Source organism: Sphingobacterium sp. xlx-96, assembly GCF_011007365.1.
Lineage (GTDB): Bacteria > Bacteroidota > Bacteroidia > Sphingobacteriales > Sphingobacteriaceae > Sphingobacterium > Sphingobacterium luzhongxinii.
On record NZ_WFKM01000009.1, the window covers coordinates 63,188 to 86,999 of the forward strand.

24 protein-coding genes are annotated in these 23,812 nt (G+C 43.0%); 13 read left to right on the forward strand and 11 right to left on the reverse strand.

All coding sequences use genetic code 11. The features are described 5' to 3' along the window. Positions 1–18: 18 nt before the first annotated feature. From G7B20_RS12260 to G7B20_RS12275, 4 genes are all read left to right on the forward strand, one after another. Entirely contained in the window at positions 19–813 is a 795-nt protein-coding gene (locus G7B20_RS12260; RefSeq protein ID WP_164111702.1) for a hypothetical protein, read from the forward strand. A gap of 55 nt (positions 814–868) precedes the next feature. Continuing rightward, positions 869–1,864, forward strand: a complete 996-nt coding sequence (locus tag G7B20_RS12265) for a sensor histidine kinase (RefSeq protein ID WP_164111703.1) — start codon at positions 869–871, stop codon at positions 1,862–1,864. Next, complete coding sequence (locus G7B20_RS12270) at positions 1,851–2,582, forward strand: LytR/AlgR family response regulator transcription factor (protein WP_164111704.1); 732 nt, start codon at positions 1,851–1,853, stop codon at positions 2,580–2,582. The genes G7B20_RS12265 and G7B20_RS12270 overlap by 14 nt, the downstream gene beginning before the upstream one ends. A gap of 92 nt (positions 2,583–2,674) precedes the next feature. After that, on the forward strand, positions 2,675–3,064 hold the full coding sequence (locus G7B20_RS12275) for a hypothetical protein (protein WP_164111705.1): 390 nt from the start codon (positions 2,675–2,677) through the stop codon (positions 3,062–3,064). A 205-nt stretch (positions 3,065–3,269) separates the two neighbouring features. On the opposite strand, the gene G7B20_RS12280 is transcribed toward G7B20_RS12275, so the two are convergent. The 11 genes from G7B20_RS12280 to G7B20_RS12330 all read right to left on the reverse strand — a co-directional run bounded on the left by G7B20_RS12280 (position 3,270) and on the right by G7B20_RS12330 (position 15,548). Beyond that, positions 3,270–4,085, reverse strand: coding sequence for an endonuclease/exonuclease/phosphatase family protein (locus G7B20_RS12280; protein WP_164111706.1), 816 nt, complete (start codon positions 4,083–4,085; stop codon positions 3,270–3,272). 85 nt (positions 4,086–4,170) lie between these two features. Beyond that, entirely contained in the window at positions 4,171–5,031 is an 861-nt protein-coding gene (locus tag G7B20_RS12285; RefSeq protein ID WP_164111707.1) for an endonuclease/exonuclease/phosphatase family protein, read from the reverse strand. A 3-nt stretch (positions 5,032–5,034) separates the two neighbouring features. Further along, a complete protein-coding gene (locus G7B20_RS12290) occupies positions 5,035–6,633 on the reverse strand; it encodes a RagB/SusD family nutrient uptake outer membrane protein (protein WP_240452901.1) in 1,599 nt (532 codons plus the stop codon). A gap of 12 nt (positions 6,634–6,645) precedes the next feature. Beyond that, the gene (locus G7B20_RS12295) at positions 6,646–9,921 is read right to left on the reverse strand and encodes a SusC/RagA family TonB-linked outer membrane protein (RefSeq protein WP_164111708.1); all 3,276 of its coding nucleotides are present in this window, start codon (positions 9,919–9,921) and stop codon (positions 6,646–6,648) included. 102 nt (positions 9,922–10,023) lie between these two features. Further along, positions 10,024–11,064: a FecR family protein gene (locus G7B20_RS12300; protein ID WP_164111709.1), complete on the reverse strand. Its 1,041-nt coding sequence runs from the start codon at positions 11,062–11,064 to the stop codon at positions 10,024–10,026. A gap of 39 nt (positions 11,065–11,103) precedes the next feature. Beyond that, positions 11,104–11,658: an RNA polymerase sigma factor gene (locus G7B20_RS12305; RefSeq protein ID WP_164111710.1), complete on the reverse strand. Its 555-nt coding sequence runs from the start codon at positions 11,656–11,658 to the stop codon at positions 11,104–11,106. A 767-nt stretch (positions 11,659–12,425) separates the two neighbouring features. Beyond that, positions 12,426–12,857, reverse strand: coding sequence for a hypothetical protein (locus tag G7B20_RS12310; RefSeq protein WP_164111711.1), 432 nt, complete (start codon positions 12,855–12,857; stop codon positions 12,426–12,428). A gap of 49 nt (positions 12,858–12,906) precedes the next feature. Beyond that, complete coding sequence (locus tag G7B20_RS12315) at positions 12,907–13,656, reverse strand: hypothetical protein (RefSeq protein ID WP_164111712.1); 750 nt, start codon at positions 13,654–13,656, stop codon at positions 12,907–12,909. After that, positions 13,575–14,006 carry a hypothetical protein gene (locus G7B20_RS12320; protein WP_164111713.1) on the reverse strand — a complete coding sequence of 144 codons (432 nt, stop codon included), beginning with the start codon at positions 14,004–14,006 and terminating at the stop codon, positions 13,575–13,577. The genes G7B20_RS12315 and G7B20_RS12320 overlap by 82 nt, the downstream gene beginning before the upstream one ends. A 104-nt stretch (positions 14,007–14,110) precedes the next feature. After that, the gene (locus tag G7B20_RS12325; RefSeq protein WP_164111714.1) at positions 14,111–14,746 is read right to left on the reverse strand and encodes a fibronectin type III domain-containing protein; all 636 of its coding nucleotides are present in this window, start codon (positions 14,744–14,746) and stop codon (positions 14,111–14,113) included. 379 nt (positions 14,747–15,125) lie between these two features. Next, a complete protein-coding gene (locus G7B20_RS12330; RefSeq protein WP_164111715.1) occupies positions 15,126–15,548 on the reverse strand; it encodes a hypothetical protein in 423 nt (140 codons plus the stop codon). 280 nt (positions 15,549–15,828) lie between these two features. Here G7B20_RS12330 and G7B20_RS12335 point away from each other — a divergent pair, with 280 nt between their 5' ends. The 9 genes from G7B20_RS12335 (at position 15,829) to rfbD (ending at position 23,805) form a co-directional block, all read left to right on the forward strand. Beyond that, positions 15,829–16,023 (forward strand): cold-shock protein, encoded by a 195-nt coding sequence (locus G7B20_RS12335; RefSeq protein WP_079643937.1) that lies wholly within the window; start codon positions 15,829–15,831, stop codon positions 16,021–16,023. Between the two features lie 190 nt (positions 16,024–16,213). Further along, positions 16,214–17,218, forward strand: coding sequence for an ATP-binding protein (locus G7B20_RS12340; protein ID WP_164111716.1), 1,005 nt, complete (start codon positions 16,214–16,216; stop codon positions 17,216–17,218). A 249-nt stretch (positions 17,219–17,467) separates the two neighbouring features. Then, on the forward strand, positions 17,468–17,974 hold the full coding sequence (locus G7B20_RS12345; protein ID WP_164111717.1) for an ArsR family transcriptional regulator: 507 nt from the start codon (positions 17,468–17,470) through the stop codon (positions 17,972–17,974). A gap of 76 nt (positions 17,975–18,050) precedes the next feature. After that, a complete protein-coding gene (locus G7B20_RS12350; RefSeq protein WP_205600277.1) occupies positions 18,051–19,394 on the forward strand; it encodes an RNA-binding domain-containing protein in 1,344 nt (447 codons plus the stop codon). Then, positions 19,394–19,984 (forward strand): adenylyltransferase/cytidyltransferase family protein, encoded by a 591-nt coding sequence (locus G7B20_RS12355; RefSeq protein ID WP_240466008.1) that lies wholly within the window; start codon positions 19,394–19,396, stop codon positions 19,982–19,984. Before G7B20_RS12350 ends, G7B20_RS12355 begins: the two co-directional genes overlap by 1 nt. 122 nt (positions 19,985–20,106) lie before the next feature. Further along, entirely contained in the window at positions 20,107–21,102 is a 996-nt protein-coding gene (locus G7B20_RS12360; RefSeq protein WP_164111718.1) for a mannose-1-phosphate guanylyltransferase, read from the forward strand. A gap of 5 nt (positions 21,103–21,107) precedes the next feature. Continuing rightward, positions 21,108–22,157: a dTDP-glucose 4,6-dehydratase gene (gene rfbB / locus G7B20_RS12365; RefSeq protein WP_164111719.1), complete on the forward strand. Its 1,050-nt coding sequence runs from the start codon at positions 21,108–21,110 to the stop codon at positions 22,155–22,157. A 40-nt stretch (positions 22,158–22,197) separates the two neighbouring features. Further along, positions 22,198–22,767 carry a dTDP-4-dehydrorhamnose 3,5-epimerase gene (rfbC, locus tag G7B20_RS12370; protein WP_164111720.1) on the forward strand — a complete coding sequence of 190 codons (570 nt, stop codon included), beginning with the start codon at positions 22,198–22,200 and terminating at the stop codon, positions 22,765–22,767. A 186-nt stretch (positions 22,768–22,953) separates the two neighbouring features. Continuing rightward, positions 22,954–23,805 carry a dTDP-4-dehydrorhamnose reductase gene (gene rfbD / locus G7B20_RS12375; RefSeq protein WP_164111721.1) on the forward strand — a complete coding sequence of 284 codons (852 nt, stop codon included), beginning with the start codon at positions 22,954–22,956 and terminating at the stop codon, positions 23,803–23,805. Positions 23,806–23,812: the final 7 nt, after the last annotated feature.

A 23,812-nucleotide genomic window follows, 5' to 3' on the forward strand; every position in this document is an offset into this window, starting at 1 on the left:
CTTTATTAACACTATATTATGATACTTAAATTAAAGAAAGAAGTCGCTGAACTGAATCTGGAGACGGGGTGGGCAGCCGAGCTTTACCATACCTATGTAACCAATTTGCACCGGGTATATCCCGATAGAGACTTTGAGTGTCTTCAGGCTAGCTTCAGAAATACGCTGTTTTATCAGCGGCTAGCCAGTATACAACAGCGATCGTCCGATTATAAAAATAATGCATTGGCCGAGCAGATAAAAGCAATACCAAGTGTGATCCTGACGGCACACATTTATAGTTACCGACTTCTCGTTCGTTGCCTTTCCGAAAATGGGGTCAAAATAGCCTTGCTGGTCTCTGCCGATGTATACCTAGAACAAGGAGCTGTTTTTGAATCCGTGATGCGTGATATTCATGGAGATCGATTTGCCGAACATTTTATTTTGCTGGATGCAGAGCAGCCGAGTGTTTTATTGCAGGCACGCAGAGCATTCGATCGTGGGTATCATATATTAGCTTACTTGGATGGCAATACCGGTACCGCATTAAACGATAAATCCGCAGACCACCTGCATACAGTCGATTTTGGAGCAGCAAGGTTGCGTGTCAGAAAGGGGATAGTGCAGTTGGCGCAGTGGTTAGCATGTCCACTATACTTTATATGGGCACATATGGATGCCGATCTACAAGCGTATTTCAATATCAAAGATGTTGATACCCAAAAAGAAACCCACGAGATAGTGGCACAATTGTATTCAGATCTCTACGATATCATTAATGATGACCCTGCACAATGGGAGTGTTTCTTGTATCTTCAAGATTATATTTGATTGGTTATATTTTTATATCTTTAGTATCCCAGATTACTCACTAAAGATTATACCTATGATTGTTGAATCGAGAAAACCTTCGATAAATAGAGGGTTCCTATTGCATGTTGCTTTCTGGGTGCTGTATATCGTGATTGTTTATATCGTCAATATCATACGGTACCGGGATACCACCTTTTTACAGTTTCTTGGAGGGATACCTTTAATTATGGCAGTTTTTTATCTGAGCTTTCATTTTGCAAAATCTAAAAAGGGATTTACCCTACGTAACGGATTTGTTTTATTGGTCATTCCATTTGCTGTGTTATTTTTTTTTATTTGTGATTATTGGATTTATGACCTCCTGCCGAAAATCAATATCCGAATCTCGAATTATGAGAGTCGGGATACGGTCGATTTTGCGATGAATTATTTGCAATATCTGATCAAGTATAGTTTTTACGGCGTTTTTTTTGCCAAGTTGGAACAGGTTAAGAAAGTGAAGGTACTAGAGGCCCGCTTGTTATTGAAAGGGATAGATCCACATTTTAATTTTAATGCCTGGAATGGGATTTTGGCACGTGTAGGAGGTAATATCAAGGAGTTGATGTCTTTTATCAATGGGCATATTGCCTTACAGCTGTATGTTTTAAAAGCCCAAAAGCTGGATCAGGATGTTGTTGTTGTCGAAATGGAATTGGCTAAGATGCAATCTTGGATCAAAGCCCTCGATCGTGATGTTCAGATCGAAGTTAAAGGCGAGCCAAGTGGTCAGTTAATCTTACCTACAGCAGGAATAGAGCTGCTGGGCAATGCGCTGAAGTATAGCAAGGCTGGTACACCGATCGTGGTTCTCTTTTCTTTGGAAGCAAATGGATTAATATTACAGATACAAAATGTGGTAGATGATACAAGGTCGGCAGCTGGACTTGGCTCTGGAATAAGGGATATCAAAAAGAGAATACTGTTAAATCCTATTCTCAAAGGCGATATTCAGCACTACTGTACAGATGGGCTATATACAATCAATTTGATACTCAAATCAAAAAATAAGAAGTATGAGGAAAATTAAAACAGTGCTTTTGGATGATGATTCAAATGCAAATGAGCTTATGAACGGGATTTTAAAAAGTATCCCCCGGATCGAAGTCGTAGCAATGTTTACAGATCCGGTAAAAGCACTCAATTATTTGTATAAAAAGCCTGCCCATCTATTGATCTTAGATAAAGAGATGCCCGGTGTAGATGGATTGGAGGTCGCGCAACAGCTACCCAGCGAGATGGTCTGTGTAATGGTTACGGGTTACGACAGCTTTGCGCTCGAAGCTTATGAGTATAATATTGTGGATTACCTACTCAAAAATCTTACGTTCAGCCGGGTCAATCAGATGGTCCGCAAGGTAGAGTCTGCGCTTGGCCTCAGTAATTCCCTGCCTGCCGAGGCGCTCAGCAGTCGTTATTTTACGGTTAAACGTTCCAATGAAAAGCGTTTAATACCGTACGATGAGCTGTTTTACATTGAATCGGCAAAGGATGAATCCGAGTTGTACTTTATTGACGGTACGCATTTGACGATAACGGAACGTATAGGTGTATTTCAAGATGATCTGCCAGTTAGTGATTTTAAGAGGGTTCATAATAAGTATATTTTAAACAAGACCTATGCTCGAACATTAAAAGATAAAATGATTACTATTTCCTGCGCAGGTAATAGTAAGGTTATTAATGTGGGCAATACCTATGAAAAGAGTGTAAACGAATGGTTTAATGATAAACTGATCAAGGGCTAATTGTGGTTTAAAACTTAATTGATTAATTTTTTGCAGTTCTTATGGTTGAATTTGGTCGTGTTGCAGGAGTTGCAAAAGGAAAGTTTAGGCATATGGAAAGAAAAAAAAGAAAAGAGATTTTGGTAGAGACTGCTATACAGATCCGACTGCTCCTGGAACAGTTGCTTGCACACAAGATGCAGCATGAAGGAGGGAAGGGAGAGGGGTTTAAGGCCGTGCAAGTTGAACCTCTGGTACAGCATCGGGTTGGACGTCGTGTCATCCATGTGCGCGACCTGGTATTGGCCGAGGGCGACTGGCTCATGACCACCCTGGAAGCACTGGATGTGCTAAATTTCTCGCGCGGTACGCTGTTATCGCATCGGGAGCAGGGCTTGGTCACCGAGGTGCGGATAGGAAAAGAAGGAGGTGGCGTGCGCTTTATCTCCAGCGAGGTGATGCGACTGCGGGAGTTGTATTCGGTGCCGAAGGGGAAGGTGTAGTTTCAGGTTATGGAGGTTATAGGGTTAAGAAGGTTAAGAGGTGATGAGTGACTAGTGACTAGTGGTGGGTAGGGAGGAGGTTATTTAGTTACGAGGTTGTGTATTTATAGGGTTAAAAAGGTTAGGAAGGGTATAATAAAATACGCCTGAAGTATTTTGCTTCAGGCGTATTTTATTTAGATAACTTTTCGACAGAGGTAGATTTTTAATCGTATTGGTATATGGCGACCACGGGTAGGTGATCTGATGCATATTGACCGGTCATAGCTATCGCCGACAATAAGCTATACGTTTGTTTTGCCAATGGGTTATACACGATAAAATCAATTGCTTTAGTTGGGTTTACGACAGGGATCGTAAACTGGCAATTACCCATGCAGGAAAAGTTGAACCCTTTCTTGAGCAGAGTCATTTCTTCCGAATCTGGTGTCGCATTAAAATCTCCGCCGATGAAAAGCGGCTTTTTGAGCTGCTCACTCATATCATTGAGAAACTGTGCCTGTGCTACGCGGATGGTATTCAGATCAAAATGTGTGGACCCAAATTCCATAGTGTTGCCATCCGGCAAGGACACGGTAGCTAAAGCAATACTACGCTGCTCGCCTCCCACAATCGCAGGCAGATCAAAGCGACGTTTGTTGCTCAGCGGATATTTACTAAGGATTGCATTCCCATATTCTCCTCCTTTATAATCAATGGATTTGGAAAAATAATACTCCATGCCGAGCAATTCGGCTAATTTTTTGATCTGATCGATCTGATCGGCGACATTGGGCGAACGCGTGGTGTTCACGTCGACTTCCTGTAAAGCGACTACATCGGCGTTGCTTTTCTTGATGACGGCCGCAATATTGTTCAGGTTGATCACGTCCGAATTGTAGGGTGCACCATGCCTGATGTTATACGTCATCAGCGTCAGTCTCTTTTTTGGTGTTTCGGGCTTGGTCTCTTCACCTGAGCTGCTGCAACAGGTAATGACCAAAAACAGAAGTGCCGTGATAGCAAGTAATCCTTTTCTCATTTTTTTGATTTGTTAGTGGTGAAACCACCAGATTTATATAGCTTCCTAAGAGCCCTATAAATCTGGATGATTTACTATTGCGTTTCTATTTTTGCGTTTTTACTTTGATTTCTGCTGTTGTAGGGAAAAAAGTGTTGGCCGTTTCTGGATTTTTGAACGCTTCTAACATCTTATCCACAATAAGCACGTTTGCAGGATCCTGATAGGTGATGTAATCAAAGGTGCCAGTGGGGTTAGCCTTAGGAGCATTAAAAACACAGCCTGTAGCAGGACAGGCATATTTGAAATTACCTTGTATATAAGTCAGTGCAGCCCCTGGTGCCGACCACTGCTCATTAAAATTCCCAACGAAAATAACAGGATTCGTTAGATTCTCTGTAGCACGAAGGATATCAATGGCTTGCAGCCTCCGGTCGTCAGCATTGGTTTCTAACTCTGTCCCTGCAAATTGAACAAATATGCCATCCTCCACCTCTACTTTTATCATAGCCAGCATCCGTTGCTCCCCTCTATTTGGATCCTTGGTCAGATCGAGGCCAAACCTTTCGGTGATAGGGAATTTAGAAAGCACGGCATTGCCAAACTGTCCTCCGCCATAGCTCCGGCCTTTCATGAATACCTGCATCCCTAGCTCGTCACCGATCACCTGCGGTCGGTCAACACCTCCGGCACGGGTTGTCTTGCTGTCACATTGTCTCAAGAATAATAGATCCGGATTGTACGCTTTTATCATCGCGACCATAGCCGGAAAATTTGTAGCGTTACTTCCCAAATTCATATTCACCGACATGATTTTCAATGTCTTGACGGGGCCGGTATATTCATTAGGATCTAGAAATTTGGTAGGAGTAACATTCCAGTCCCCGGCATCAACCGATTTACGGCAGGACTGCGCCAGGATCAGCACTACACAAACGCCTAATAGGGTAAAAAATATTTTTTTCATCTCTTAATAATTTGGATTTTGAACCATGTTCGGATTTGTACTCGTTTCCGTTTCCGGTATCGGCCACAGGTATTCGCGATTGCGGTTGTATTTGCGCATCTGCACTTGTACAATTTCGCCAGTAGCCGGGTTGGTGGCCCCATAGACCTGTCCATTCATCACATCGGTGTCTATACCCCAACGGCGTATATCAAAATAACGCCCACCTTCAAATGCTAATTCAGCCTGTCGCTCACGGCGGACCAGTGTACGCATACGCTCCTGAGAATTGTACACCGTAGTCGTTACAGCTGGCATAGTAGCCCGCGCACGCACCTGATTGATGGCATCAAGTGTCTCTGCATCGTTCCACTCACCCAGCTCGATCTTGGCTTCGGCATAGGTTAATAAAATCTCGGCATAGCGAATGATCATAAAGTCAAGCTCACCTGACTTTTTCTGCTGATCACGGGCATCGATATATTTCTTGATCCAATAACCTGTAGCCGTAGATTTGGTCAAACCAATCTTGTCGGCAGGACTATAAAAGGGATCTAGTGTGTATTGTCCCAAAAACTTTTCATTGGGCACAAATACGGAGGCCGAAAGCCGTGGATCCCGTCTATTCAGGTGGTTAGGGTCTTTACGGTAGATGGCCAGCGAATCAGGCCCCAGCTCATAAATGGTTTTTCCTTGTTTTGTTTCATAGTTGTCAACTACCCGGTTAGTGGGCGAAAGATAGGTTTCGCCACCTATACCATACGGGGCAAAGGAAGTCCAGGCATTGCTCGCTCCCTGCTCTTTGAAGAAAATACGCTCATTGTTCAACTCGCCTGTATAACTGAACAGCTCGCTGTAGCTGGCCTGCATATTAGCGGTATTCTGCCACAATTTGTACACCTTCGAATCAATGATCTTCTTGGAGGCCATCTTTGCGAGTTCATAATCTTTTTTGTAAAGACCCAATCGCGATAATAGCGCCCAACAGATGCCGCTTGTGATTCTTGTCCTATCGGCATTGGTATAGGTCGACGGCAACAGCTCCGCACATTGTTTCAGCTCTTCGGCGACAAAATCATACACCTGATCCTGTGGGATCCTCGATTGATTATTTTCCTCGAGTTTTAAGGAAGCCGTCAATAAGGGAATATCTCCATAGAGCATCATAAGCTCCATGTGGTAGTAGGCCCTTAGCGCACGGGCTTCCAGCTTCATCCTTTCTTTCAATCCTGCATCTGCAAATACCTTGTCCACATTTTCCAAAAAGCGATTCGCTCTTCGGATGCAGGTGTAATCATCCTGCCACAAGGACTGCGAAACACCCCAGCGACTGGTAGCTAACCCTCTGGTAAAACCATCGTAATCTCCCTTAAACTCGCCCCGTTGTACTGCCTCGTCCGTAAGGCCTGAATAGTACATGATGTTACGTCCCGAAGAACCTCCCGGGATTCCCGCATAAATGGAAGACAGTGCGTTGTAGGCATCGGTTTCGGTATTCCACCACTTGTCATCCGACACCCCCGTAGGACTGTCTATAGTCAGGAATTTTTCGCAGGATACCTGCAGCATTCCCACCGCAACCAAGCTGTATATCAATATTCTCATCTTATATATCGTGTTCATATTTTCCCCTAATTAAAAGTTTGCAGTCAGTCCCACGGTAAATGTTTTCATAATTCCATACGTCCAAGAACCACCTTGCGACTCCGGATCTGCCATTTTTACACCGGAGAATAAAAATGGATTCTGCGCGTTCAGATAGATACGTGAACTCTTGATACCGTATTTATTCAACGTCTTTCCGCTCAGACGGTAACCTGCCTGGATAAATTTGACCCGCATATAGCGCGCATTGAACAGCCAAAAATCACTGACGAATACGTTGGTACCCGGTGTGGTCTTTATGCGTGGGTACATGGCATCCTGATTGTTCTCGCGCCAAGAATTGGCAGCACGATACGTAGTAGGTACACCGCCCGAAGCGCTCATATTGAGCGGATGCCATAGGTAACCACTCGATTTACCACCCAGATTGGCAGAATAGTCGTGATTGCCCGCTCCTTGGAGTAGCACCTCTATATCAAACTTTTTATAATTCACACTGAAGTTTGCAAAGTAATTAATACGAGGTGTAGGGTCGCCGATCATCTGCTGATCATCGTCGTTGATCAGGCCATCTTGATTGAGGTCCTTATAATGAATATCACCCGGGCCTTGGCTCTGGTTGGCCAACAGCACATTAGCACGCCCGTACTCATCAAAATTGGAGAGCTGCAGAATACCATCCGATACATAACCGTAATAACTGCCCAGTGCATAACCTTCACGCTGCCGTATGATTCCTGTTTCACCAAAGACACCACCAGCCAGTTCTATAATTTTATTCTTATTGTAAGTGATTCCAGGTTTTACGGAGATAAAAAGGTCAGGAGTGATCTGCTCATTATACGTGATCTGGGCCTCTACCCCTCTATTCATCACTTTTCCGGCATTCAACCGGATAGCCCCCAAGGACCCGGATGGAGGGATCATAGGGCGCATCAACATATCTGTCGTCAGCTTATCGTAGTAGTCGAAGGTCAATGCAAACTTGTTATTGAAAAGTGACATATCAAATCCAAGATCCGTGATCCGTACCTTTTCCCAGCTGATATCCGGATTGCCCCATACCGACTCGGTCCCATTGCTCTCATTGATCAGATTCTGATATTGGTAGTAACCTATATTCTCGTTGCCCAAGTGACCATAAGATGCCCTTAGCTTCAAATTATTGATCGCATCCAGTTTGAAGAAATCCTCATTGTGCACATTCCATCCGACGGCAACCGAAGGGAAGTAACCCCATTTGTTGCCTGCCCCGAATTTGGAGGATCCGTCGGCACGGAAAGCCAACTCGGCCAGGTAGCGGTCGTCGTACGAATAATTAACTTTACTGTAGGCCGATGCTAAAGCGGACATATCCCAGTAACCTTCATTAAAACGCTCTATAGAAAACCCTCCTAAGGCAAATACATTGTGCTTATCGAATCGTTTTGAATAATCTAAGGCTCCACTGCCGAAAATGTAAGTATCCCGCTTGTTCGAGTATGAATTGCGCTGTACCGCCCAGGTCTGTACGAGCTGCTTGCTGTAATAATCAAAGAAATAAAAATTATCACGGTTCTGTTTATACACATCGGAGTTGAGTCGGTAACTAAACTGTCCTGTTAGGTTAAGGTTATCGGTAATCGTCCACTTAGGCTGCAAATTGATGGTAGCTTGGTCAAATTGATAACCGATGGAGCCGCCGACCTCTGCATAGGCCACTGGATTGACGATATCTGCATAGCGTCCATAGATGGTAGGCCATCCTTCTTCGGCCGGATATTTGGGCAATATATTAGGCGGGAGCCTGTACAGGTCGTCCAGCATACGGATACCACCGTTGCCCAATCCACGATTGGGGTACAATACATTACGACGGATACCGAGTACATCTAAATTGACCAAGAATTTCTTGGATAGTGATACGGATGTATTGGCCCTAATATTGAAGCGGTCCATTTTGTTGACCGGCAACATCCCTTTTTGATACATATAATTGCCCGTAATGGCAAACCTAGCGACATCGTTACCTCCGCTCAGCGCCAGTGAATGGGAGGTCAATGGCGCGTACTCGTCGATGACCTCCTTGGTCCAGTTGGTATTTGGGAAATTGATGGGATCCTCACCCGATTCGGTCTTGCGGATCTGTTCATCATCAAAAAAAGCAGCTTCGCCTGATGCCAGGGCCGCATAATTATAGGTACGCATATAGGTCGCGGCATCAACAAATTCGGGCATCAGTGTCGGGGTCTGCATACCATAATAGCCATCGTACAACACATTGATCTGTCCGGCCTTACCTCGTTTGGTCGTAATCAGGATGACCCCATTGGCTGCTCTGGCACCGTACATGGCAGCCGCTGCCGCATCTTTCAGAATAGTCACACTTTCTACCGTTACGGGGTCGATATGGTTCATATCCATAGGGACACCATCTACAAGCACCAATGGGTCGGAGTTGTTCATCGTAGATATACCTCTGATCTTGATCGTAGCGGCATCTCCGCCAGGTAGTCCCGATCCCTGCTGCACGTTGAGGCCCGTGACACCTCCTTGTAAGGCTTGAGAGAGATTGGTAATTGGCTTACCTTCAATATTAGACTTGACATCTAGGGTAGCTACCGAACTGGCAATATGCTTCTTTTGCATCTCAGTCATCCCCACAACGACGACTTCTTCTACATCTGCTACATTTTCCTGCAACGATAAGCTTAAGTTATTTTCATTCTTATTGACCAATACCTCATATGGACGGTAGCCTACGAGTGTAAAGACCAGTTGTGATCCTTTGGGTACTGCAACATCGTAATATCCGCCGGCACCGGTTCTACCTACGGATGCTCCTCCTTTGATCGAGATACTTACGTTTTCTAAAGCCTGTGGAGGTTCCTGGCTATTGAACACACGTCCTTTAACGGTTATTTTTTCCTGCCTCACCTCTTCTCGGTCTGCCCCTTTGTGGTAAGAGGAATGGGGTACGATCGTGATCTGTCCATCGGACTCCTTGAAGGTGAGGTGATACTTAGGCAGCTCTTTGGACAAGAGCTCCTTGAAATCCCGGTTTTTGGTGTTGACCGTGATCCGCTTGTTAGCCACCAACTGATCCGAATACAATAAAGCCACATCGACCTGTGTCTGTACCTGCTCAAGAAATTGTTTTAGTGTTGCGTTTTCCATTTTGAGGGTGACACGCTGAGGAAAGGCAACTACACTGATCGATAGGAAGATACCGGTCAGTGCTAATGATCCTATTTTCATGCTATAGCTCCATTTTGACGGCAATCGCCATCGAGCGGACGCGTATTGTTCCGCTTGTTTATTTTTCATAATTTTGAATAGATTAAATTGTGCAAACGATTTATTGATCAATCGATAAAGGGGAGGTGCAACTCCTATTTATCTTCTTTGTGATACCATTCTTTTTTTGATTTATCTTTTTCTGATCCAGACCTCCTTTTCTATTTGTGTGATTTCGTAATCATTCAGTTCATAGAGACTTCTCAGTGAAGTCACAATATCCACATCGATATTGAGCCTACCGGAGTAAGCTACTGATGATGCTCTAAGCCGGCTGTCCAGATGTATCCGCACATTGTAGATACGCTCCAGTCTACGTGCCAGCTCATCGATACTCAGCTGCTGCAATACCAATTGGCGTTTGGTCCAGAGGACATCATCCCCCTTGGCATTACGGTTGATACTTATTTTCTTATTCTTGCTATCGAAGCTTATCCGTTCTCCTGGTTTCATGCGGATTCCTTCAAAAAGACCTTTCGTACTCTCCAAAGACACAGCTCCTGTGAGGAGCTCGATGACAGTATGGTTATCCTCCTCGTACGAATTGACATTGAAAGTCGTACCCAATACATGGATTTGGGTCTCGGCTGTACGCACGACAAAAGGCCGCCCGGTATGGGTTACATCAAAATACCCCTCGCCGTTGAGGTATACTTCGCGCGTACCCTGACTCATATCTTTTTTAAAGGTCAGATAGGACCCGGCGTTGAGCCAAGCCGTAGATTGATCGGGCAGTACAAAGGCCTGCCGTTTTCCGTAAGGGACATACACGGTAGCATATTCCACTTCGTTATCCCCGACATGCTCGTCAAGCTTAAGTATATCCTCATCACCATCCACCTTTAGGGGGTTGACCTTGGCGCGATCCTGCCCCCTCACAGAAGATGCCAGTAATAAATCGCTCCCTGCCTGAATAGCTCTTTGATTGTGTTGTGCGGTCTGTATGATATCGTCTTGTTGAATTAGTTCTTTCGCGGGATTATAGGGAAAGTACATGAAAAACAACATCAGCGCAGCGGCGATCCCCGTAGCATACCCCCATACACGTCTATAACGCCTTCTACGGTGTTGCCTCCTTATCGATTGATAGAGTGCGGTCTTGGCATGCGTATCGAACAATTCACTCGTGCCAAGGTTAAAAATCTTTTTATAGTTCTCTTTATTTCTGTCCACAATAAGTGTATTTACTTATATAGAGCAGCGATTGTCGTTTTATTGACTATAAATTATAAAAAAAATAACAGAGAGTGCTTCGGGCGAGTTCAACTCCAGGCGAAGCTGCTTCATCCCCCGAAAAGAAAGTGTCCTACAGGTCTCTATATGGATCGACATCATCTCGGCGATATCCTCATACTTGAAATCCATGTAATATTTTAAGAAAAGTACCTCCCTTTGACGAGTAGGCAATTTTTTGAATTTTTCGCGTAGCAGGATAATTTGCTCTTCCTTCATCTCCTCCTGCTCAAAACTGTTGTCCTCAGACCAGTTCAGGATTTCCTCTAACTGTACATTATTAAACTTGTCCTGCGCGACTTTATTGCGCAACAAACGTCTACGCAGAGAAGCAAATAGATAGTATTTAATATTTACTTCCTTCGCTATCTTGACATTCCCAAATAAATCGGTGAAAAGATCATGAATGCAATCTATAACGGTGGCATGATCGGTATGGTAATGCGTACCATATTTGTACAGATCTTCAACATACTCGTTATAAATCTGTTCAAATGCGCTGGTATCCCCCTCTATAAATTTAACCCAAGACATAGCTAATTTACATTTTTTAATGGCTTAAAAAGCTTTAGCAAAGTTTGATAAATTCTATTAATTAAGTGTTATCTAAAGATTAACTTCAGTTTTACTTTTTGCTCAATGGTTTATTAATCAGATTCAAGGTAAATATTTTATGCAAGATTTGCAAAGTCATCACCAGCCGATACTCTTCGCAAGAATATCTTTGGTAGATATGTGGAGAGGTCCTCTAAAGGAAAAAGTAAGATTATTTTTTTTTGGATGGTTAAGTGTTTGTAGATTAGTTGTATGCGGAGTTAATTGTTGTTTTTGTAATGGTCATTAACTTAATGGTGGTTAAGTTAATGGCGATTAAGTTGTCTGTATCATGAAGTTTATAATAGCGGTTTGAGCTAGTAGATTATCCTGATTTATATAAAAAATACGCCTGAAGGGATTTGCTTCAGGCGTATTTCGATTGGAAGCCTTTTCTCAACGTCATTGCGCGGAGGAAGAATGACGACAAAGCAATCTGATTACAACGAAGTCCCGATTTATCAGGATCAAAAATGCAGATTACTTTCGCGAAGTAAATTCGGGACAGGCACCCTATTTTACCAATGACAGATACCTACGGTGATCTCGCAAGCTCGGTTTGTAAACTGTATCGTCTTTGCGAGGTACGAAGCAATCCCCCTATTAACAATGAGATTATCTACGATGAGCCCTTCGGGGTTGCTTCATTTCATTCGCAATGACGCGTTTTTAGGTTTTTCAACCTTTTTAAGACAGCTTCATTTCGTTTAGATACGTTTTCGCCAGAAGTAAAAATACCCTAAAGATCCTATTCCGAGTAGGGCAATTACATAAATGTACCAGGGGAGTTGCTGTTTTCGGATCCTTTTTTGCTCTGTTTTGGACGAGTATTGTTCGATGGCCGCGCTATCTCTGTTGCTTACATTGGATTGCTGCTCGCTTTTATGTACCCACTGTTCCTCGGCATATAGCCATCCGCTCTTTGCCCAAAGGCCGCTATCGGGATGAAAGTAAAAAATGGAATCGCTCGCAAAGTGCCAGTACCGCCAGTTGCTATCCTGCTGTAGGTAGTATTGCCATTTTTGAAATTCAGAACGGCTTACCTGCTTTATAGCTTTTTGCTCCTCCAGTCTGTGCTTGCTCGTACGGCAAGAGAAGGTGAGGAGAACGAGAAGGGTAACGAGGGTGGTGTTTTTCATGGTTAGATAGTTAATAAAGTTTATAAAGTACAGGGTTACTTGCCACTCGTCACTCATCAACCCAATCCGCTAATGCATGTACCGTGCGGAGATGTCTGCGTCGGGATTCTACCCGGTTGTTGCTGTTACCTTCGATGCTCACTAGGTAATCTCCTGATGCCTGCTTGACCAATCCTACGTGGTTGATACGTTTAGCCTTGGCACCATATATACCGAAGACATTCGCTGCTACTCTGTCTTCATCATGCTGTGTTCCGCCTGTCCCGAGAATCGGGAATTCACTTCGGAGAGGACCCGTCAGTTGGCGGCGACGCGATGATCTATCGGTTGTAAGCAACTTTCCTTGTTTCCAGTACACCCTAGCTTTCGGGAATAGTGCCGGGCTCCAAGGATTGCAGGGCTCTTTTAACCCCGCTTGTCCATAACACCATGATACGAAACTTGCGCACCAGTCGTAGCCTTTGCCCAGGTCGGTGTAGCGGAGGTATTCTTCCACGCGCTTTCCGTCGTTGTTGCCAGTAGCTTCTTTTACGCCTATCTCAGCAGAAGCAATAGCTATTATTGATGGACGAAGTGTTTGATTCTTGTTATTGTCCTCTGTACCGGACAGGCGGGGCACTTGGTATCGGCCAAGTGTCCAAGTTCTTGATTTGTTTGCATCTTTATTCATCAAGGAATAAAGATGAGCCCCTCGCGGCTTGAGCGAGAATAAAAAGTCTAAAATACCACTTCTATCGCCTTCAATACTGCATACAACAGTAAAAAGAATACCGAAAAATAAAGAATACATTGTTGCCATGATGAGAGTTTATTAAAGTGATGATCAAACTGTTTACGAAACGATTGAAAAGGATGCCATAGCAGCTCCTGCAGCCATATGCTGATATATACCGCCAGCCAACCGACCAGTAACCCAAAGATCAGCATAGTCAAGGTGCCAAAATCGAGTACCCCGATGGTGGGATCGAGCAGCTGCAATACGGTAGATAACATGATCCAGCCGATGATTAGGAAGAGGGAGCCGAACATTAATTTCTGTATAGTGTTTAGATCCCTCCACTGCGGTCCCCGATAAAACATCGGGACACGGCGGGATGACGATATAGTGCCTTGAAGCAGCCATGAAGCGTTATTTGTTATTGTTTGCATGATATGTTGTTTATAAGGTTGATAAAGTTTATAAGGTAGGCGGATCTGCAAATCCGCCTAATTATTAATCCTTGTTACTTCGTTACTGAGTCACTCAGTTTGAGCTAACGAACGATCATCGATACGGGATCTGACCAATCGCCTGTGCCTATCTTATTGCGGCCGCGTACACGTACGTAATAGCGTGTGCCAGGTGTCAGCGGAGCGATAATAGTATTGCTGCTGGATGGTGTGAGGTGTGTTTTGTCCCATACAATCTTCTCCGAGATACTATCCATCTCGCCCACCTGTACCTCATATTCGTAAGCATTGTATATTTTGTCAAAATCCACGCGCATCTGTCCGGTCAGGCGGCCATCCCTCAGTATGATCCGGTCCGTGATCCCCGGTTCCTGCAGCGCAGTGGGCTGCTTGTTAAACATCAGGCCGGTGCTGCTCAGCGCCACCGTATTCCCTTGGGCTTCTATATTGACCATATGGGCGAGGTGCGTAAGCATGCCCCGAAGCTTCAGCTTAGCTGCTTTCTTGAGCTCTTTCTCGTGCGAGGAGCCCCCATTTATCGCTACCTCATGCTTGATACGGTAGTCCTCGGCTGCCGCCAGAAGCTCCGCCGCCGTCGGTTTGATGTCTGCACTGAAATTTGTATTGCCTTCCATAAATCCGGCAATCTTGCCCGCCAGGATAGCCAGCTCGCTATCCTTTACATTTGTATAATCTGTTCTTACTTTATCTCTTCTCATGATTTTAATTTTTAAGCCGTAGGCTGTATGTATTAAGCCCTAGGCTGTTTAACTTGTTGTCCTTGGTTTACTTATTTACCCCATCACTAGTCACTCTGTCACTTATTACTAATCACTCATCACTAGTCACTAATTAAGGCGGTGCTCTGATCTGCTTTTTCGTTCTGTTCATACTACGAATTTGAGCTTAATAGCAGGGCTAGTCGATTTTTTGGACAAGATTGTACAAGATTGTACAGGCGTTGTACACACGCTGTACAGGTAGTGGTTAGATTCTCCACTTTGGGTATATAGATCTCGTTTTAGGATTCCTTTTTGCGCCAGCCGTTACATCAAGTGGGCTGGCTGATGCATCAAATGCGCTGGCCGATTTATCAAATCACCTGCACGATTCATCAAATAAGCCGCACGATGCATCAAATGATACATAAGATAAATCAAGTGGGCTGGCCAATGCATCAAATGCCTTGACCGATGTATCAAATAACCTGGGCGTTTCATCAAATAGGTCGCACGATGCATCAAATGATACATAAGATACATCAAGTGGGCTGGCCGATGTATCAAAAAACCCGGGCGTTTCATCAAATAGGTCGCACGATACATCAAATGATACATAACATACATCAAGTGGACTGGCCGATGCATCAAATGTGCTGGCCGATGTATCAAACAGCCCGTGCGTTTCATCAAATAGGCCGCACGATACATCAAATGATACGTAAGATACATCAAGTGGCGCAACTGATAAAGCAGATGCCTCAGCCGATGTATCAAAAATAAAAGCAATAATTCCTTGCATATTAAAAAAATAAGTGTATATTTGTTTTATAATCAGGCTCTGCCTAAGCAATCTTTGAGCTTGTTAAGTTTACTCTTCTCCTCTCTCATCCCTTGCATATCCAGCTGCTATTTTTGTTATCAATTGATGATACGTACGTTTTCGAAACTTGAATATTTTCAAGAACCTTAAAATTACCACTATCTTTTTCTTGCCAGCAAACAGTGTTATATAAGTTGTTCGATGACGACTTAATGGTGCGGCCTGATGTAACAAAATTTTTTAATAAATAATTAATACAATGCAAGAAGGAACAGTAAAATTCTTTAACGAGACAAAAGGATTTGGTTTTATTACACCAAAAAACGGTGGACAAGACGTATTCGTACATTCAACAGGTTTGATCAACAACATCCGTGAAAACGATAGCGTAACATTCGAAGTAGAAAACGGACAAAAAGGAGTTAACGCAACTAACGTTCGCGTAGCTTACTAAACAAAAGAAAGACATATCTTTTTGAAAGAGATGCTCGAAAGAGCGTCTCTTTTCGTTTTATTACCATTTTTATGTGATCTACCCATCCCTAGCCCCTCATCTCTGGTCACTCCTCACTCCTCACTCTTTCACCCCTATCATCCTTTTTCTTTTTCCTTTTTAATTTTATTACGATTACTTTTGTGAGTCAATGCTAGGGGGCAATGTTATATTGATTGAGCATTTAAAGACCATCAACACCAGTTGGGACTTTTATATAGATCCCAATCATTCTTTAGATGACATCTCTGTAGATAAAGTCAACCGTTTTATTCATCGTTTGGAGCAGCGGACAGACAATAAGATACCCTATACCCCAATCGATTTTTTAACCAAAATGGAGATGCTCCGCGAAGGGAAACTTACTTTTGGCGCTTATCTACTATTCGCGACAGACTATTGTCTGATCAGCGATGTACAGGTAGGGCGTTTCAAGAGCAATATCACCATTATCGATTCCATTTCTTTGAATGCCGATCTTTTCACGGAGGTGGATGAGATTATTGCTTTTATTAAGAAGCACCTGATGGTGGAATACATCATTACGGGCGAGCCCCAGCGTACAGAGCGGTTTGACTATCCTTTGGATGCTATCCGAGAGATTGTCATCAACATGATCGTGCACCGCGACTACCGCGAAAGTTCGGGTAGTGTAATCAAGATTTTTGATAACCGAATCGAATTTTTTAATCCAGGTAAATTGTTTGGAGGTATCACTATAGAAGATTTATTGAGCGGCAATTACAGCTCGAAGTCGCGGAATAAATTAATAGCAAAAGCCTTTAAAGAAGTAGGTCTGATCGAACGATACGGCTCTGGGATCCATCGCGTACAGCAAATTTGTAAAGATTATGGTGTGGTTGCTCCCGTCTTTGAAGAATTTTCCGGAGGCTTCCGGGTTGTCCTGTTTAATGAGAAGCTCAATAAATCAAAATCAGATGTCACCGAAAATGTCACCGAAAATGTCACCGAAAAGCGTGAGAGGAATATCGTTGGTATAATGCAGAAAAAGCCTTCAACTACTACACAAGAGATTGCCGACTTATTAGGGGTAACGAAAAGAACTATTATTAGAGATATAGAAAAATTAAAAGTTGAAAATCGGGTAGAGTACGTTGGTCCTGCAAAAGGAGGCTACTGGAAGATAAACGAATAAACGCACGGAACTTACCGAAGTCCCGCTTGTCCCGGCATAGTCGGAAAGAAGTCGGAATACCCACATAAGCAATTAAATAAAATCTCATCATCCACGCCGCAGCCTGTTGCTACCCTTTAAATTTATTACCCCTCTAAACCTTATCAACCCTCTTAACTATCTAACTCATCAATTTCTCCCTGTTTTTTTCTTTTATTTTTGAATTTTTAATTTATTACGAGTACTTTTGTGACTCAACACTATTAGCCAATGTTGCAATCATTGATTACGTCGAAGACGAGACTCAAGTTATTGATTAAATTTTTTGTTTCTGCGAGCAATCGCGGGTACTTAAGGGGGATTGCCGAAGAATTTAATGAATCAACCAACTCTATTCGCAAGGAGCTTAATCAATTGACCGATGCGGGGTATTTAGTGCGCGAGGAAGGTGAGCAAAAGGTTTTCTACCGAGCGAATAATAAACATGCCTTGTTTGGTTCATTGCAAGGACTAATCCACCATTTTTTAGGTATCGACCAGATTGTCGATCAGGTACTGGATCGGGCAGGAGATGTAGAGCAAGTTGCACTATTGGGCGACTATGCGCAAGGACTGGATTCGGGACATATTGAAGTGTTGGTAACAGGGCAAAATATAGATTCGGCATATTTATTGCAGGCAGCAGAGAAAGCCGAAAAACTGTTGGATAAAAAAGTGAGTTTATACTTAGAAGCACCAGAACAGATACGTTCTAAAATAATATTGTATAGTAAATAAGCAAACTGAACGAAGTGAAGTCCCGCGTGTCCCGAGATTGTCGGGGATTATCGGGATAAGCAGACAAACATTAATAATGGAAACTAACCGTATAGAATACAAACAAAAGCTTACCGATCAGCTCGAAAAGGAGGTGGTTGCGTTTTTGAATTATACCGGTGGTGGGATTATTTATCTCGGGATTGACCCTGTCGGAAAGGCAGTGGGTATATCTCAGGCGGATGAGGTACAATTGCAGGTCAAAGATAGACTTAGAAATAACATTGTTCCGTCCTGTTTAGGCTTGTTTGATGTCGTGAAAGAAACAAAAGATGAAAAAGACGTTATCAAGATTATCGTAGCCAGCGGACAAGAGAGGCCTTATTACATCAAAAAGTACGGTTTGTCCGAAAAAGGAGCTTTCATTCGTTTAGGAAGCGCATCCGAACCGATGTCTGCCCGAATGATAGAGGATTTGTTTGCCAAGCGGACGCGCAACTCCATTGGAAAAATCAGGTCGCACAAGCAAGATCTGAAATTTCAGCAACTGCGTATCTATTACGATTCTGTAGGGATTGAACTTAATGAGCAGTTCGCCAAAAATTTGGAATTGCTCAATGAAGAAGGGGCGTATAATTATGTTGGTTATTTGATGGCGGATAATAATACGGTTTCGGTAAAAGTAGCACGATACCAAGGTACTGATAGGGTCGATTTGATACAAAGTGAGGAGTATGGATTCGGGTCTTTGATAAAAGCTACCAAGCAAGTTTTGGATCGAGTAGATGTGGAGAATCTGACTTTTATGAGGATTACTTCCAAAGAACGAATAGAGAAAAGGAAGTGGGATGAGGTCGCCCTGCGCGAAGCCATTATTAACGCTTTGGTCCACAATGATTATACGTATGAATTAGCGCCTAAATTTGAGTTTTTTAGCGATCGTTTTGAAATTACTTCTTACGGCGGGCTTCCCTTAGGAATTTCCGAAGATGAATTTTTTGAAGGTGTTTCCATTCCCCGAAGCAAAGAGATTATGCGCATTTTTCGTGATATCGAATTGGTGGAACAGTTAGGGTCAGGCATACCGAGAATATTGCGATCTTACGGCAGGTCATGTTTTAAGTTTTCAGACAATTATATACGGATGAGTTTTCCGAGTGCGCAACTTATAGATCCTTTAGTAAAAGAACAGATCGGCTTTATTGAAGGAGAAAATGAGGGATTAAATGAGGGATTAAATGAGGGATTAAATGAGGGATTAAAAGCTGTTTTGTCTGTAATAACAGAAAACTCAGGAATACAAGCAAAGGATTTGGTTGAAAGGTTAGGTGAGCGTCCACTAAAAACTATTGAACGACAGATAGCACAGTTGATGGAGAAAGGTTTGATAGAGCGAAGAGGGAGCAGGAAAACCGGTGGCTATTGGAGAATAAATGAATAATGCAAACTGAACGCAGTGAAGTCCCGCTTGTCCCGACGCAATCGGGGATGAACGAAGTGAATCGGGATAACGCAAATAAAACGAATACGCAAATGAGCAAATTAACGAATCAGCAATTAAACGAATCCGCAAATCCGCGCAAAGACTACAATCCAGGCCCTCGGGTAGGAATTACCTTCTCGACTTTCGATTTGTTACATGCCGGGCACATCATGATGCTGGCCGAGGCAAAGCGTCAATGTGATTATTTGATCTGTGGATTACAGATGGACCCTACACTGGATCGTCCGGAGAAGAATGCACCAACACAAACCGTCGTTGAGCGTTATATTCAATTGCGAGGTTGCCAGTATGTCGATGAGATTGTGCCTTATTCGACCGAACAGGATTTAGAAGATATCTTACGTTCTTTCAAATTGGATGTACGTATTGTGGGCGACGAGTATGCGGATCGTGATTTTACAGGAAAGCAGTATTGTATAGATAAGGGTATTGAACTTTATTATAACAGTAGAGATCACCGTTTTTCAAGTTCGGGATTGCGCAAGATAGTAGCAGACAAAGAGAATCTGAAGAACGGAAAGGGGTAGTGTTCAAAAACGAACAAGCCTATTTTTCGTCATTTTGCTGTGTCCCGACTTTTCGGGAACCGTAGCGGAGAAATCTACAAATAAGGTTTATCGTGAATAAATATTAAAACTAGGAAATTACAGTGAGCGTAGTACACGTATTATTATCAGGAGGGATAGGCAGCCGATTATGGCCTTTGTCCCGCAAGCAACAACCAAAACAATATTTAGATCTATTTAATGGACAATCTTTATTTGGCTTGACTGTTCAGCGCAATGCAAAAATTGCAGACGAAGTGATTGTCGTCGGAAATAAGGATAACGCCCATTTGAGCGATAAAGCAATGCTTACTGGCGGATTACCATACCGCAGTATAGTAGAAGCAACGCCAAGAAATACGGCTGCTGCTATAGCCTTTGCCGCTCTCGCTGTAAATCCAGAGGATGTACTGATAGTAACGCCGTCTGATCATATGATTTCAGGAGACGAGACTTATCAATCGGCGATGAGTGCGGGCATTGTTAAGGCTAAGGAAGGTTTTATTGTCACTTTTGGAATACAGCCAACACGTCCAGAAACAGGTTATGGGTATATCGAATTTGAGGGCGACAAGGTTAAATCTTTTCGTGAAAAACCCAATCAAGATACGGCTGAAGATTTTATCGAGCGAGGTACCTTCCTTTGGAATTCAGGTATGTTCTGTTTTCAGTCCTCCGTATTTTTGGAAGAACTGAAAAAATATGAGCCAGCTGTTTATGATGCTGCTAAGTTAGCATGGGAATCTGCGGTAGATGGAAAGTTGGATGAAGAGCTATCTTTAAAAATTCCTTCTATCTCTGTTGATTATGCCGTTATGGAGCGTTCAAAAAAAATCAGGGTAGTACCTACCGAGTTTGAGTGGTCCGATCTGGGATCTTTTGAAGCGTTGTACGATTATTTAGTGTCTACGGGTTATTCCAAAGATGAAAATGGAAATATTGTGATCGGTACGGATAAATTTGCGGGTTTCGTTGGTCTGAAGAATACCATTTTTGTCTGTACCAGTGATGCCTTTTTGATGGTGCAGAAAGAAAAATCACAGGATGTAAAGAAAATATATAACATGCTAGAAAAGCATCAATCAAAACTATTGGATTAAGACATATGCATAAAACAATATTAATCACGGGAGGAGCTGGCTTTATAGGCTCGCATGTAGTGCGTGAGTTCGTAAATAAATATCCAGAATATCGCATTGTCAATCTAGATGCGTTGACTTATGCCGGTAATTTGGAGAACCTAAAGGATATAGAAGATAAACCGAACTATACCTTTGTAAAGGCGGATATTACCGATGCGAAGCATATTTTAGAGGTTTTTCAAACGTATCAGCCCGACGGGGTGATACACTTAGCGGCAGAATCGCATGTTGACCGTTCAATATCGGATCCGCTAGCATTTGTCATGACGAATGTTATCGGGACCGTGAACCTGTTGAATGCAGCGCGTGAGATTTGGAAGGACAATTTTGAGGGCAAACGTTTCCACCACGTATCTACGGACGAGGTGTACGGTACATTGGGTGAAACGGGATTATTCACCGAAGAAACGGCTTATGATCCACATTCACCTTATTCGGCATCAAAAGCCTCTTCGGATCATTTCGTACGCGCATATCAGGATACGTATGGTTTGCCAGTAGTACTGACAAACTGTTCGAATAACTACGGCCCGAATCACTTTCCAGAGAAACTAATTCCGCTTTGTATTCATAATATATTAAACAATAAACCACTACCTATCTACGGTGATGGAAAGTTTACCCGCGATTGGTTGTTCGTAATCGACCACGCCAAGGCTATTGATTTGGTATTCCATCAAGGCAAAACAGGTGATGCGTACAATGTAGGAGGCTTTAACGAATGGCAAAATATTGATCTGGTTAAAGAATTGTGCAAGCAGATGGACGAGAAGTTGGGAAGAGCAGTAGGTACAGCGGCGCAATTGATCACGTTTGTAAAAGATAGACCAGGGCACGATTTGCGCTACGCTATCGATGCTACGAAGATCAACCAAGAACTAGGGTATCAACCATCCGTCACCTTCGAACAAGGCTTGTCGATCACAATCGATTGGTTCTTAAATAATCAAATCTGGTTAGACAACGTAACCTCAGGAGAGTATCAGAGCTACTATTCAAAACAATATAACTAATCTATATAACTTGTTAACAAGATAACTCCACAACTTTGTAATGAAAATCACAGAAACCAGTCTAAAAGGCTGTTACATATTAGAACCCGCAAAATTCGGTGATAGCCGAGGATATTTCATGGAAGGCTTTAATGAAATGACTTTCAATGAAGTGACTGGCACGAACACGCATTTTGTGCAGGACAATCAATCGTTTTCTACGAAAGGAGTGCTTCGTGGATTACATGCGCAGTCGGGTGAGCATGCTCAGGCTAAGTTGGTGCGTGTATTGGATGGTGAAGTGTTGGATGTAGCGGTCGATGCCAGACCAGAGTCTCCGACTTTCGGTCAATACGAAGCCGTTAGACTATCTGCAGAAAACAACCTGCAATTGTTCGTTCCACGTGGCTTCCTGCATGGATTTGTGGTGTTGAGCGAAACAGCAACGTTCTTTTACAAATGCGATAATTACTATAACAAAGAATCCGAGTGTGGCGTATACCCACTAGATTCAGATTTAGCAATAGACTGGCAAATTCCGATAGAGGAGATGCTGTTGTCTGATAAAGACAAAGAAGCACAATCATTCGCCGAGTTTAAAAGAGTTACGAGTGACAGAGTTATAAAGTGACACAGTTATAAGTTACAGAGTGAGATAAAAGCTCAGGCTGTGCAAATTAAAAATGTCGCCTATATTTTTGAAAATAGCAGCAGTTTCACTATCCATACATTCAAAAATATCAAGCGACGAGGTTTGACCACTTTGCCGATACAAAGTGGGATGCCTGTCCGGCATAGAGGACAAAGATAAATTGATATGAAGATATTAATAACCGGCTCTAATGGCCAACTCGGTTCAGAATTAAGAGATATACTTGAAAGCGATTCAAGATACGAAACCTATTTCTTGGACCGCAAACAACTCCCTTTAGACCAAACTGCGATCATTCAGGAGATCTTAGGAATGTACCAACCCGATTTGATCATCCATGCAGCAGCTTATACAGCTGTAGACAAGGCCGAATCAGAGGGCGTACTTGCCGATGCGATTAATCATTTGGCTTCCGAAGAGATAGCCCAATACTGTAGGCTGCATGGTACGAAATTGATTGCCATCTCAACAGATTATGTCTTTGATGGTAATTCGGATGTAGCGCTAACCGAAGACGCGCCTGTAGATCCTATCAATACCTATGGCTTGACTAAGCTAAAAGGTGAACAAGCGATCCTGAAATGGCATGCGGAGAGTATTGTGATTCGTACCTCTTGGGTGTATTCGACTTATGGCAATAATTTTGTCAAGACCATGATCCGCTTGATGACAGAAAGAGACGAAATCTCCGTTATTAACGATCAAATCGGTTCACCAACCTATGCCAAAGACCTTGCTCAGGCTATTGTCGATATCATCGAAGGTGAGGATTGGGTAGGAGGGCTTTACCACTACTCCAACGAAGGGGAAATATCCTGGTATGACTTCGCTACGGCGATTAGAGAAATAAAAGGACTGGATTGTCAAATTAATCCGATTCCTACGAGTCAATATCCAACGCCCGCAAAGCGTCCAAAGTACTCGTTGCTAGATAAATCAAAGATAAAACGTACATTTAAAGTAGAAGTTCCAAAGTGGAAAGATAGTTTGCAAGCTATGCTTGCAAATTTAAGCTAATTTAGTT

Excerpts from the sequence above, each read along its gene's own strand:
- G7B20_RS12260 (WP_164111702.1), top strand. The coding sequence starts at position 19 with ATGATACTTAAATTAAAGAAAGAAGTCGCTGAACTGAATCTGGAGACG.
- G7B20_RS12265 (WP_164111703.1), top strand. The coding sequence starts at position 869 with ATGATTGTTGAATCGAGAAAACCTTCGATAAATAGAGGGTTCCTATTG.
- G7B20_RS12270 (WP_164111704.1), top strand. The coding sequence starts at position 1,851 with ATGAGGAAAATTAAAACAGTGCTTTTGGATGATGATTCAAATGCAAAT.
- G7B20_RS12275 (WP_164111705.1), top strand. The coding sequence starts at position 2,675 with ATGGAAAGAAAAAAAAGAAAAGAGATTTTGGTAGAGACTGCTATACAG.
- G7B20_RS12280 (WP_164111706.1), bottom strand. The coding sequence starts at position 4,085 with ATGAGAAAAGGATTACTTGCTATCACGGCACTTCTGTTTTTGGTCATT.
- G7B20_RS12285 (WP_164111707.1), bottom strand. The coding sequence starts at position 5,031 with ATGAAAAAAATATTTTTTACCCTATTAGGCGTTTGTGTAGTGCTGATC.
- G7B20_RS12290 (WP_240452901.1), bottom strand. The coding sequence starts at position 6,633 with ATGAACACGATATATAAGATGAGAATATTGATATACAGCTTGGTTGCG.
- G7B20_RS12295 (WP_164111708.1), bottom strand. The coding sequence starts at position 9,921 with ATGAAAAATAAACAAGCGGAACAATACGCGTCCGCTCGATGGCGATTG.
- G7B20_RS12305 (WP_164111710.1), bottom strand. The coding sequence starts at position 11,658 with ATGTCTTGGGTTAAATTTATAGAGGGGGATACCAGCGCATTTGAACAG.
- G7B20_RS12310 (WP_164111711.1), bottom strand. The coding sequence starts at position 12,857 with ATGAAAAACACCACCCTCGTTACCCTTCTCGTTCTCCTCACCTTCTCT.
- G7B20_RS12315 (WP_164111712.1), bottom strand. The coding sequence starts at position 13,656 with ATGGCAACAATGTATTCTTTATTTTTCGGTATTCTTTTTACTGTTGTA.
- G7B20_RS12320 (WP_164111713.1), bottom strand. The coding sequence starts at position 14,006 with ATGCAAACAATAACAAATAACGCTTCATGGCTGCTTCAAGGCACTATA.
- G7B20_RS12325 (WP_164111714.1), bottom strand. The coding sequence starts at position 14,746 with ATGAGAAGAGATAAAGTAAGAACAGATTATACAAATGTAAAGGATAGC.
- G7B20_RS12330 (WP_164111715.1), bottom strand. The coding sequence starts at position 15,548 with ATGCAAGGAATTATTGCTTTTATTTTTGATACATCGGCTGAGGCATCT.
- G7B20_RS12335 (WP_079643937.1), top strand. The coding sequence starts at position 15,829 with ATGCAAGAAGGAACAGTAAAATTCTTTAACGAGACAAAAGGATTTGGT.
- G7B20_RS12340 (WP_164111716.1), top strand. The coding sequence starts at position 16,214 with ATGCTAGGGGGCAATGTTATATTGATTGAGCATTTAAAGACCATCAAC.
- G7B20_RS12345 (WP_164111717.1), top strand. The coding sequence starts at position 17,468 with ATGTTGCAATCATTGATTACGTCGAAGACGAGACTCAAGTTATTGATT.
- G7B20_RS12350 (WP_205600277.1), top strand. The coding sequence starts at position 18,051 with ATGGAAACTAACCGTATAGAATACAAACAAAAGCTTACCGATCAGCTC.
- G7B20_RS12355 (WP_240466008.1), top strand. The coding sequence starts at position 19,394 with ATGCAAACTGAACGCAGTGAAGTCCCGCTTGTCCCGACGCAATCGGGG.
- rfbB (WP_164111719.1), top strand. The coding sequence starts at position 21,108 with ATGCATAAAACAATATTAATCACGGGAGGAGCTGGCTTTATAGGCTCG.
- rfbC (WP_164111720.1), top strand. The coding sequence starts at position 22,198 with ATGAAAATCACAGAAACCAGTCTAAAAGGCTGTTACATATTAGAACCC.
- rfbD (WP_164111721.1), top strand. The coding sequence starts at position 22,954 with ATGAAGATATTAATAACCGGCTCTAATGGCCAACTCGGTTCAGAATTA.